We start from the raw sequence: 11,097 nt of genomic DNA, 5'->3' as shown, positions 1-11,097 counted from the left end.
GACATCCCGCCCCTCGAGCTCGAGAACGCGTACTACGCTCACAAGCAGCCACAAACAGAGGCTGCTTAGTCAAACAACGAAGCCTCCGGACACGCCGGGGCGGTTCAACAGTTCGGTACCGAGGTGTTGTGGGCTGTTGAGGATTGTCGTGGTCTGTCGGGTCGGCTCGAGCGGGACCTGGTCGCGGCTGGTCAAAGGGTGGTCCGGGTGCCCCCACGGTTGATGGCTGGGCAGCGTCGGGAGGTGCGGGCCCCGGGGAAGTCGGATCCGATTGATGCCCTAGCGGTCGCGCGGGTGGGGTTGCGGGAACCAGACCTGCCGGTGGTTGCGCATGATGAGGTGTCCCGTGAGGTGAAGTTGTTGACTGATCGGCGGGATGACTTGGTGAAACAGCGCACCGGGACCATCAACAGGTTCTTGGGACGGGTCCATGAAATCGAACCCGGATGGTCCCCGCCAGCGGGGTCGATGGATCGGCCCTTATGGCAACGCAAGCTCGCAGACCGGCTCGCTGACGTGCCTGGGATCGTGGCCGAGTTGGCCCGTGACGAACTGGTCGACATCACGACCGTCACCGTGACCATCAACGCCCTGGAACGCCGTATCAGCGCCCTGGTCGCGCCTGTGGTCCCGACCTTGTTGGCCATGCCGGGGGTGGGGGTGTTAACCGCGGCGAAGATCGTGGCAGAGACCGCCGGGATCACCCGTTTCAAGTCCGGAGCGGCGTTCGCTCGTCATGCGGGGATCGCTCCGATCCCGGTCTGGTCGGGTAACACTGCCGGCCGGGTCCGGTTGTCACGGGGCGGGAACCGACAACTCAACGCTGCGATCCACCGCATCGCGTTCACGCAGATCCGACTCGAGGGGCCCGGGAAGACCTACTACGAGAAGAAGAAAACCGAAGGCAAAACCAGCCGAGAGGCCCTCCGCTGCCTGAAACGCCACCTCATCGGTGTCGTCTACCGGCACCTCCTCACCGACCACAAAACCGCCGCCCAGACCGTCCTCCCAACTGCCGCTTGACATAGGAGCAACGTTGCAACGGTAGGGAAGGTGCGTGAAGGGCAGGGTAGACGCCAGATCGGCTGACGTGAGCGCACAGGTGGGACGGCTAGGTCGGATGGGGCGCAAGGGATAGGCAGCGGGGTCGGCCTCACCCAACTCATGCTGAACTCCGCCCTTGCTTCTCGTGGGCGACTTGAGCCTCGGTATTCAGCATGGTTTGGGTGGGGTTGGCGAGGATGAGCCGGCGGGCGACTACGAGGCGGCGAAAACGATGGTGAGTTGGGCTTCGATCGAGGCCGTTTCCTGGCGTAGATCGGGCGGGCGCGGAGATCGGTCTTGGACTTCCGGCACGACTTAGCTCTCGCCAACCACCCGGCTAGCGCACAACCCGGAAACAGAAACCCGTAGTCAACGCCACATCAGTCCCGAAAACTCGCCACATTGATAAGAGTCAGGGCACAAACGAAGGCCACCCCCGGTGAACCGGGGGCGGCCTTGTTCGTGGGAGGGAGGTCGAGGGTTCGACGCTCGCGGGGGCTTGCGGCTACTTTTCGTCTTCGGGGTGGTGACGGCGACGTTCGTCAAGCATGTCGATGAAGGCCGAACGGGCGGCGGCCGAAGGGCTCGGGCCCTGGGGCGTATCGACTTCAACCTCGCGCCACGACAGCAGGGCGATGATCGTAGACGCCAGCATGGCTATGAAGCCGAGGACGCTGACGATCCAACCGACCTCCATGCCGCCGATCAGGGCGGCGAGACCGACGATGAAGCCGAGCCCAGCAAGGGCGGCGACGCGTCGATGAATGAACCGTCGCGAAGTGCCGCGCAGGGTGTCGGCGAGCTTCGGATCCTCGGCGGCGAGGGCTTGCGCAAGCTGGCGGAGGCTGTTCTGCTCGTGTTCTGAGAGTGGCACCTCATCCCCCTTCACGTCCGCAGGTGGGTGGTTGACCCAGTCTACGCGTCGAAGATGGCCAACGGAATGGTCAGGGGCGTCGGGACGCTGTGAGGGAGGCGCGTTGGACGGCCTTCGGCCCGAATCGACGCAGCACCGCATCGGAGGCCCGTTCGGCGGCGCGCCAGCCCGCGTCCGGCTCGTCCAAGGCGGGTTGGACGTAGGCCTCCGAGGCCACCACCAGCTTCTCGGCGCGGATCGCAACGCGGCGGATGCGCGCCCGCTGCAGGCCCAAGCGTCCAAACAGGGTGACGGCCTGGGCATGGATCTCCCCGGTCAGATCGGTGGGGCTCGACAGCGTCGCGGATTTGTTGACCTGCGTGAAGTCGGCAAAGCGCAGGTTCAATGTGAGCCCGCGCGCCAGCATGCCGGATTGCCGCAGCCGCCAGGCGACCGTGCCCGAGACCCGCAACAGCTCACCGATCACCAGATCGACGTCGTCGGTGTCGCGCGCGAAGGTTTCCTGGTGCCCGATGCTGCGCTCGGCCTGCGTGACCGTCACCTTGCGGGTGTCGCGCCCCCAGGCCAGATCCGACAACAGTTGCCCCAGGCGGGGCCCGAACGCCCGCTGCAAGGTCGCCTTGGGCGCATACGCCAGGTCAGCCACCGTCTTGATGCCGAGCGTGTGCAGCTTGGCGGCGGTGCTGTCCCCCACCCCCCAAAGCTTCTGCACCCCCAACGGGTGCAGGAACTCCACGACGGCGTCGGGTTCGATGAGCCGCAACCCGTCGGGTTTGGCCGCCGACGAGGCCAATTTGGCCAAGAACTTCGTCGGGGCGATGCCCACCGAGCAGGTGATGCGCTGCTCGTCGTGGACGAGCGCCCGGACGAGCTCACCCGCCTGGACGGGGGACCCGAGCCGCCGCAGCGACCCCGTCACGTCGAGGAAAGCCTCATCGATGCTCATCGCCTCGACGGTGTCGGTGATGGTGCCGAAGATCTCGAAGACCCCCTTCGAAGCCGCCATGTAGGCGTCGAAATCGGGGGGAATCGCCACCGCTTGCGGGCACAGCCGACGCGCCCGGGTGCTGGGCATGCCCCCCTCGACGCCGAACGCCTTCGCCTCGTAATTGGCCGACAGCACCACACCCCGCTCCGCGCCGCCGACCCACACCGGCTTGCCTTTGAGCTCCGGGTGCCGCCGTAACTCCACCGACGCGTAGAAGGCGTCCATGTCGACGTGCATGATGGCGCGACCGGTCGCCGGGCGTCCGGACGACGGGCTTCCGGCCGAATCGCGTCCGGGGGCGGTGGGCTGATCGAACCGGGGCGTGGCGGAGGGATCGAACCAGCTCGAGAATCCGGGGGTCATCGCGCCCCACCCGAGGACCGCGCTAAGGGCTGCCCCAAAGACCGCGCTAAGGGCTGCTCCGCTAACTGCTCCGGCGCCTCCCCCTCTCCCACTTTGCTGGCGTTAGGCGTCTTTGCTGGCGATATTTCGCCAGCAAAGACGCCTAACGCCAGCAAAGTCGAGAAGAAAAGGGGGTGGCGGGTGGGCGTCCACGAGAGTGCCTCGCCCCCGCTCATCGTCCGGAGCTTCCGGGTGAGGAATGCCACAACTTGCGCGTCGGCTCGGCCGCCTTGACGTCGGCGTAGGGAGATTGGGCGAACCCGCTCGCGTGGACGAGGGTGCGCCGCCGCCCCATGCCGCCCCCCTTGCCGTGCTGTTGGGCATCGGCGTCGGGACGGGATTCGGGCGGCAGCGCCGCCAGTTGCTCGTCGGTGAGTTGCTCGCCGACCATGCCGAACCCCTCGGGCACCTCGGTCATGAGCGCGACCACCGCCGCCAGTGCCTCGGCCTCGCCGCCGCCCTCGTCCAAGGTGCGGGTGTAGAGCGCGTAGAGCTGCGGAAGATCCCAGGCCGCCGTGGCTCGCAGCGAGACCCCGCGCGGCCCGGTGCGGCGCAGTTCGCCGCGGACGACCAGCAGCCACGACCCGAACACGGTGGCGGCGTAAGGGCCCTGGGCATCTTCGAAGAAGGTGGCGTCCGAGGGGCCGGTGGTGTCGTCGAGGGTCAAGAAAACCACCCGCCGCCCCGAGCGGACCGCCGGTGTCTGGGTGGCCACCTTCACCCCGGCGATCAGCAGGTCCGAGCGCCACCGCTTGCCCAGTAGGTCGGCCGCGAAAGTGACGCCCAGCGTCCGCAAGAAGGGCAGGTAGTCGGTGAGGGCGTGACGAGTGGCGTCCAAGCCGACGATCTCGAGCTCGGCGGCGAGCCGCTCGTCGTCGGTCATCTCGGGCAACCCTGTGGCCACGACGTCCCCCGGCCCACTCGCCCCACCCGTCCAGCCCTCATAGGCGCCATCCTCCGTGAAGGGTGGGGTCTCCGTCAGGGGCGGGGTCGAGAAGTCGAGCGGCAGTTGGATCTCGACCGGGCGCGGCGGCGGGGTGGCGAGGGCCTGGCCCTGGGCCCGCTGCCAGGGATCATCGCTTTCGGGGCGCAGCCCGCGGGCGCTGACTTTGGCGCGTCCGCCCCCCGCCAGGCCGCGGGCCCGTCCGGCGCCGGCGAGGCGGCGGTCGACGCGGGCTGCGCGTTCGAGGTCGGCGACGGTGAGCAGCAGGTCGCGGCGGGTGATGCGGTCGCGGGGGGCGACACCGATGGCCCTGCCGACCCCGTAGAGATCATCGAACGCCCCGGCCAGCACCAGCCGCTCCACGACGGGGGCGGCACAACCGGTGCGGTTGGCGAAGTCGGTGAGGGAGGCGTAGGGCTGACCGGCGATGATGCGGCCGACCTCGGTGGCGGTGATGCCCTTCACGTCCGAGAGCGACAGCCGAATGCCGTAGCCGCGACCGTCAGGCAATCCGTCGGGCCAGGGCTCCTCGGGGCCGTCCGGGGGCTCCCCGCGTCCGTCCGCCCAGGCCTCCTCGCGGCCGTCCGGGGCCTCCCTTCGTCCGTCTGCCCAGGCCACCTCGCGTCCACCAAGTCGGCTCTCCCGAGGTGCCTCGCCCAACCGAATGGCTCGGTAGGCGTCGGAGGATTCGTTGACGTCCAGCGCGAGGATCTCCACCCCGCAGCGCCGGGCCTCCTCGAGGATCAGCCGCTTGGGGTACATGCCGGGGTCGTGGGTGAGCACCCCGGCGAGAAAGTGGGCCGGGTAGTGGGTTTTCAGCCACGCCGATTGGTAGGTGGGCAGCGCGAACGCGGCGGCGTGCGCCTTGCAGAAACCGAACGAGGCGAAGGATTCCAAGATCCCCCAGACCCGTTCGATCAAAGGTTCGGCGTAGCCCTTACGCCGGGCGGCGGGGAAGAACCAGCGCTTCACCTCGGCCTGCCCGATGCGATCGCCCAGGGCCCGGCGGGCTTCATCGCCCTCAGCAAGGGTGCAGCCGGTCATCACCGAGACGATCTGGATGATCTGTTCGTGGAACACCACCACCCCGCCGGTGTCGCGCAGCACCGGTTCGAGGTCGGGGTGCGGGTAGCGCACCTTGGCCCAGCCGTGCCGCGCCTCCAAGAAGGGCGTGATCATGTCGGATTTCACCGGACCGGGGCGGAACAGCGAGATGTCGATGATGACGTCGAGGAAGGTGCTGGGACCGAACTTGCCGATGAGTTCCCGCTGCCCTGGCGACTCGATCTGGAAGCAGCCCAAGGTGTTGCGGTGGGCGATGACGTCGTAGACCTGCGGATCGTCGAAAGGGGCGAGCGCGTCGATGTCGGGGCAGTGATCTTCGATGCGGATGATCTCTTCGAGGGCGTGCGCCATCGAGGACTGCATCCGAATGCCCAGCACGTCGAGCTTGAGCAGTCCCATGTCTTCGACGTCGTCCTTGTCGAACTGGCTCATCGGGTAGCCGCCGAAGCTGGCCTCGACGGGGGTGCGGTCGAGCAGCGTGGCGTCCGACAGCAGCACCCCGCACGGGTGCAGCGCAAGGTGGCGGGGCAACCCGTCCAGGGATTCGACGAGTTCGAACAAGACGTCGAGGCGGCGGCTGCCCAGGCCGGCGCTGCGTAGTTCGGGCAGGTCTCGGATGGCGCTGCGGGCGTCGCGGGCGCGGATGTGCGGGAACGACTTGGCGATCGCGTCGATCTCGCCGGGCGGCAGGCTGAGCGCCGCCCCGACGTCGCGGATCGCGTGCCGGACGCGGTAGGTCTCGACCATGGCCACGCAGGCCACCCGCTCGCCGCCGAACGCGTCGAGGATCCGGTCATAGATCTCGGTGCGGCGCGCGGATTCCACGTCGATGTCGATGTCGGGCAACGCCTGGCGCAGTGGGGAGAGGAAGCGCTCCATGATGAGCCCGTACCGCAGCGGATCGACCCCCGAGACCCCCAATAGGTAATTGACCAGGCTGCCCGCCCCCGAGCCGCGGGCGGCGACCCGGATGCCCATGTCTTTGATCATGCCGACCACCTCGGCGACGGTCAGAAAGTAGCTGGCGAAGCCCATGGTCTTGATGACGCGGAGCTCGTCGTCGAGCCTCGTCTCGATTGCGCTACTGGTGGTGCCGTAATGGGAGTTGATGCCCGCCTCGCACCGCTGCCGCAGCGCGGCGAAGGCGCTCTCCGCCTCACCGGAGACCCCCAGCGCGCTGAACTCGGGAAGGTGAATTTCGCCGAGCCCGATGTCGGCCCGCGGGTCGAGCCGGGTGCGGATCGCCAGCGTGCGGGTGTCGGCGAACAGCCGCTCGGCGTCGGGGCGCCCCGCCGACAAAGCGGCCTCCTCGGCGGCGGCCAGCATCTCCTTGCCCGACTTCAGGTAACCCTCGGCGTTGCGGCGATCGACGTTGCGCAGGTCGAGCGGGACCAAACGTCGGGCCGCGTCCAACACGTCCACCGTGGTCGCGCGTCGCTTATCGGCCATCCGGACGTCGTTGGTGAGCACCCCTACCAGCCGGTGGCTGTCGGCGAAGCTGAGCATCCGCCCGGCATGGGCGGCCGAGCCGATGCCTCGTCCGGGCAGCCGGTGATTCGTGACACCGACCGCCAACTGCTCAGGAGACAACACCTCCCGCCAGCGGGCGAGCGCCCACTCGGCGGCGTCGGGGCCGCCCGTGGCGAGGGCGTTGCCGAGGTCGGAATCGGAACCCAACAACACGATGAGGTCGTCGGCGTGCCGCGCCACCAGTTCGGGGGTCAGCACCGGTTTGCCGCGCTCCCCCGCCAAGTGGACCGCCGAGGTCAGCCGGCACAACGAGGCCCAGCCCGCCCGGGAGGAGGCGTACACCACCACCCGCGGCAGCCGCGGATCGCGCAGTTCACCACCCCGCACCGGTTTGGGTGTCGGGCGGGCCTCGCGTCGGGCCGCGAGCGAGGTAGCTCCCCTCTCACCATCACCCCCCGTTCGCCCCCCGGCCCGATCGCCGCGCCCTGGTAACGCCAACGCGAAGTCGACCCCCACGATGGGCGCTAGGCCGGCGCTCAGGCAGGCTTTCGCGAACCGGATGCTGCCGTAAAGGCCGTCGCGATCGGTGAGGGCAAGGGTGTCCATCTCGTGCGCCGCAGCAGCCGCCACCAGCTCCGAGGGGTGGGAGGCCCCGTATTGCAGCGAGTATCCGGACGCCACCCGCAGGTGGACGAACGGGTCGCTCATCCGGCACCGGCCTCGGTCTGGACGCGGCGCCCGAGCAGGCGCCGGCGAACGTCGTCGTGGAAGGCGGCGGCATCGCGGAGCAGGTCGTCGGCTTCGCGGGCGCCCACCAGCGCGGTCGCTCCCGCGGCTACGGCTTGGCGTTTGAGTTGGCTGGCGGCGAAGAACGCCGCCCATTCGGAGAACTCCGGCGCCACGGCCGCCAGCAGTTCCCAGACGCTGCCCAACCGGCTGGTGCGCACCCCATGGGCCCGGACGGCCAAGACGCAGGCCGCCATGCGCAGCGCCGCCACGTGCGCGGCAAGGAATCTTTCGTGTGGACGCTCGGCCAGTTCGGCCGCCACCAAGGCGGCCTGGGCGCGCTGGAGGTCGTCGCTCAACATCAGTCGACCACCCGTCGCAGCGTCCACTGCCCATCGCGGCAGGTCAGTTCGAAGACCCCCGCATACTCCACCCCGACCGGATGGGCGATCACGCGCCACACTTCGCGTTCTCCCAGCAGGTCGTCGCCCAGGTCTTCGGCCACCGAACCGCGCGCGATGCGCACCTGGGGCGAGTTCCACCAATCGGCGGTCTCGACCCACCGGGTTTCGACCTCGGTGACGAGCCAATGCCGACGCCGCCACGTGAACGTGACCGGTTCCCCGTCAAGGTGTCGCACCTCGATGGCATCGTCGTAGCGGCGCATGGCACTCCCTCCCCGTCAGGTCTCATGGGTCAGCGAACCCCGGCTCGGACGCACGGTGAGGTGCGCCGAACCGGGGCGTCGGTGGCGGACCGTCTTCCCTTCGGGCCGCATCGATCGTCAGTTCTTTTCGAACATCTGTTCGAGTGATTCCACTATAGGACGGCCCTCCGACACCACGTCAAGGAGCAGTCATCCCCGGGCGGTTTCGGCGGATACTAGGGCGGTGAGCGACGGCACGATCCCCCCGGTCGGGGTGGCGACCCCCCGGCTGCGAGCGGGCGTTCGGGCGCTGATTTCCGGGCCGGACGGACGCTTTCTGCTCGCCCACCTCCGCATCGCCGGGTTGCTCGGCGGCGCCTGGATTTGCCCCGGCGGGGGCGTACACCCCGGAGAGACCGACGAGGTCGCTTTACGCCGTGAGCTCGCCGAAGAGACCGGCCTCACGAGCTACACCATCGGCCCGCACCTGTGGACGAAGACCGCCTACGCCAGCTTCGAGGATTCCGAGGGTGAGGGGTACGACGGCCAGATCGAAAAGGTATTCGCCGTCCGATCCGAGCACCTCACCCTGAATCCCGCCATGACACCGTCCGAGCTCAACGCCGAGGGGCTGGAGGAGTTGCGATGGTGGCGGCGGGCCGACATCGCCGCCTCGTCCGACCTCTTCGTCCCGCGCATTTTGGCCGACCTCCTTGACCAGTTGGCCACCGCTGGCCCGCCCGCCGAACCCTGGCGCCTCCTGGGGCACTGACCCGGGAGTGCCATCACGTGCCGAGGGCGTGACCGAGAGGGTCAATCTCGGTCACGCCCCGGGGCAAGCAGCTCTCAACACCATTCCCGCTTCCTCGACCCCATCCCGGAGGAGGAAGGGTGCCTCCCAAACGGTGCGCTTTAGCCGCGCCGGCCATGCCTTACGGCAACGAATATGACGGCCCACCCCCCAAGCACGAGGTAGCTGGCCAGCCCCACGTTGGAGGCCTCTTCCCGCGCCGCCTCATCCGGTGGCGACGGCACGAAGTCAGGTTCGGGCCCGAGAACCGCCGCCTCCACCACGATCGGCCTCCCGAGCTGGGCCCCGCCGATCGCAGCGCGCGGCGCGTTCACCTCGCCCCTCCCAACCAGCGCCGGGACAACGCTGTCACCGGCACTGGTCGTGGCCCCGGTGACCGCAGACACGGTCGCTCCGGAGTCGGTGGGGGTGGGGGTAGTGGTCTGGGGAGCCGTGGTCGGCTCTGTGGTCGCGGCCGGGGTCGGCACGGACGGTTGGATCGTCGGCTCCGGCGTCGCGGCCACCGTGGGAGCCGGAGTGGGGGGCGCCTCAACGACGGGCGGAGGTGCGGCCACGAGGATCGGATCCTGGGTCTGCAGGGGCGGCGGATCGGCCAGCGTCACGGTGACCGAACAGGCCGGCTGGCTGGCGTCCGGCAGGCAGTTGGACGGCTGGCGCGACACCACGGCGCTGGTGAGCGCCCCGTCGCCCGTGCCGACAGCACCCGCCTGCACCGAGTAGGTGATGCTCGCGGAAACCCCCGGGGCCAGCGCCCCGCCCCAGCGCACCGCCCCGTTCAGGTACGACACCGTTCCCTCGGTCGCGACCTCATTGCCCAGGTAGGTGGCGTCGTCCAAGACCCCGTCCAACGAGGCGAGCAAGGTCGCCGGTGTGTCCCCGCCAAAGGCGAACGAGCCAACGTTGGTCACCGTCACGGTGTAGTCGACCTCCCCGCCGGGAGCGACCGACTCGATGCCTGCGGACGCCCGGAGCTCCAGGGCCGCTTGTTGGATGCGGAACCGGGTTGACGCGGTGACCTCCACCGCCGCGGGGTCGGTCGCCGACACCGAGGCGAGGGTGTTCACCGCGCCGGCCACCACGTCGGCCTCCGTCGTTTCGTAGCTGGCCGTGCAGGTCATGGATTCGCCGCCGCCCAGCGACGCGCTCGGGCAGCTGATGGCCGACAACCCCGCCTGCGGGTCGGAGATCATCACCTGGTCCAGCGACGACGTCCCCGTGTTGGCCACCTCGTAGGAGTACGTGATGGTCGTCGCGGCGGTGCTGAAATACGGCAGGTCGGCCGACATGCCGAGGGTGATGGTCGCGTCCGCGGCCCTCGCCGTCAGCGCACCGGCGAAGGGAAGGAACGAAAAAGTGAGGGTGCCCGCGAGGCAGAGCGCCGCCCAGGCCGCACGCCGCGCACCCGGACGCGACGCCGAGACGTCCGCGAAGTCACGGGCGTGGGGCGCGAAGCCATGGGTGTGGGGATGGGGGGCCACGAACGGGAACTCGTTCATCGAAGCCTGCTTCCGGGAGGGGGCCGAAACCGTCGCCCTGGACGCTGCCCTTAAAAAGGAACCCCTCGTTCCTGTTGGATCAGCAGCCATGACCCCGAAAGTGTTTCAATAGTAGCACTATCGACTCACTTCACCACGTAACTTTTACACACCCGGACTAGGAGCCGGAGGGCTTCCCGTCACCCACGTGGAGGGCCTTCTGGCCAGGTCGTAAATCGCCTCCACCTCCGTCGGCGACAGCACCCCTTGGCGGTGCGCGAAATGCCTCACCAGATTCAGACGGTGGAGCACCACGACGCCCTCGGGCTGCTGCTTGATCGTGAGATTCGGGACGAAGGTGTCGGTCAAGATGACCAGGGCCGACCCGACATTGATCGGGCGACCCATGGCCTCGGTGAGTAGTTTCGAGGCGCGTTGAGCCTCAAAACGAGAGTTCCGCAGGTAGGGCTGCTTATGGCCGTTGACCATGATGGCGCGCGCCCCGACCCACACGCTGGCCCCGGGATGTGTCTTCGTGTTGAGGGTGAACACCCCACCCGGGCCGATCAAGACGTGATCGATGTCACTGCCGCGCTCGCCGACCGGGACGGCGTGAAAAACCCGCCAGCCGCGAGACTCGAGTCGGGCCAGCC

8 protein-coding genes and 1 pseudogene are annotated in these 11,097 nt (G+C 68.7%); 2 read left to right on the top strand and 7 right to left on the bottom strand.

The annotated features are described in order from the left end of the window. Positions 1 to 84: 84 nt before the first annotated feature. Positions 85 to 1,023 (top strand): annotated as a pseudogene (locus tag B4M60_RS10650) (IS110 family transposase); the annotation flags it as partial. 526 nt (positions 1,024 to 1,549) lie between these two features. On the opposite strand, the gene B4M60_RS10645 reads toward B4M60_RS10650, so the two are convergent. From B4M60_RS10645 to B4M60_RS10625, 5 genes are all read right to left on the bottom strand, one after another. Beyond that, positions 1,550 to 1,918 (bottom strand): DUF3040 domain-containing protein, encoded by a 369-nt coding sequence (locus B4M60_RS10645; RefSeq protein WP_291083442.1) that lies wholly within the window; start codon positions 1,916 to 1,918, stop codon positions 1,550 to 1,552. 70 nt (positions 1,919 to 1,988) lie between these two features. Then, positions 1,989 to 3,269 (bottom strand): DNA polymerase IV, encoded by a 1,281-nt coding sequence (dinB, locus tag B4M60_RS10640; protein WP_291083440.1) that lies wholly within the window; start codon positions 3,267 to 3,269, stop codon positions 1,989 to 1,991. A gap of 211 nt (positions 3,270 to 3,480) precedes the next feature. Next, complete coding sequence (locus B4M60_RS10635; RefSeq protein ID WP_291083437.1) at positions 3,481 to 7,494, bottom strand: DNA polymerase III subunit alpha; 4,014 nt, start codon at positions 7,492 to 7,494, stop codon at positions 3,481 to 3,483. Further along, positions 7,491 to 7,874 (bottom strand): SAV_6107 family HEPN domain-containing protein, encoded by a 384-nt coding sequence (locus B4M60_RS10630; protein ID WP_291083434.1) that lies wholly within the window; start codon positions 7,872 to 7,874, stop codon positions 7,491 to 7,493. The genes B4M60_RS10635 and B4M60_RS10630 overlap by 4 nt, the downstream gene beginning before the upstream one ends. Next, positions 7,874 to 8,179: a DUF6504 family protein gene (locus B4M60_RS10625; RefSeq protein WP_291083431.1), complete on the bottom strand. Its 306-nt coding sequence runs from the start codon at positions 8,177 to 8,179 to the stop codon at positions 7,874 to 7,876. The genes B4M60_RS10630 and B4M60_RS10625 overlap by 1 nt, the downstream gene beginning before the upstream one ends. Before the next feature lie 223 nt (positions 8,180 to 8,402). Here B4M60_RS10625 and B4M60_RS10620 point away from each other — a divergent pair, with 223 nt between their 5' ends. Continuing rightward, on the top strand, positions 8,403 to 8,930 hold the full coding sequence (locus B4M60_RS10620) for an NUDIX domain-containing protein (protein WP_291083428.1): 528 nt from the start codon (positions 8,403 to 8,405) through the stop codon (positions 8,928 to 8,930). Between the two features lie 140 nt (positions 8,931 to 9,070). Here the strand turns inward: B4M60_RS10620 and B4M60_RS10615 are convergent, their stop codons facing one another. After that, complete coding sequence (locus B4M60_RS10615) at positions 9,071 to 10,465, bottom strand: DUF7507 domain-containing protein (RefSeq protein ID WP_422653261.1); 1,395 nt, start codon at positions 10,463 to 10,465, stop codon at positions 9,071 to 9,073. Positions 10,466 to 10,609: 144 nt separating this feature from the next. Continuing rightward, positions 10,610 to 11,097 (bottom strand): nuclease-related domain-containing protein (locus tag B4M60_RS10610; RefSeq protein ID WP_291083422.1); only part of this gene is annotated, 488 nt, incomplete at its 5' end.

It is taken from the genome of Dietzia sp. UBA5065 (assembly GCA_002415925.1).
Taxonomy (GTDB): Bacteria; Actinomycetota; Actinomycetes; order Mycobacteriales; family Mycobacteriaceae; genus Dietzia.
The sequence above is the reverse complement of the archived record's forward strand: the minus strand, read 5'-3'. Positions and strand labels throughout refer to the sequence as shown.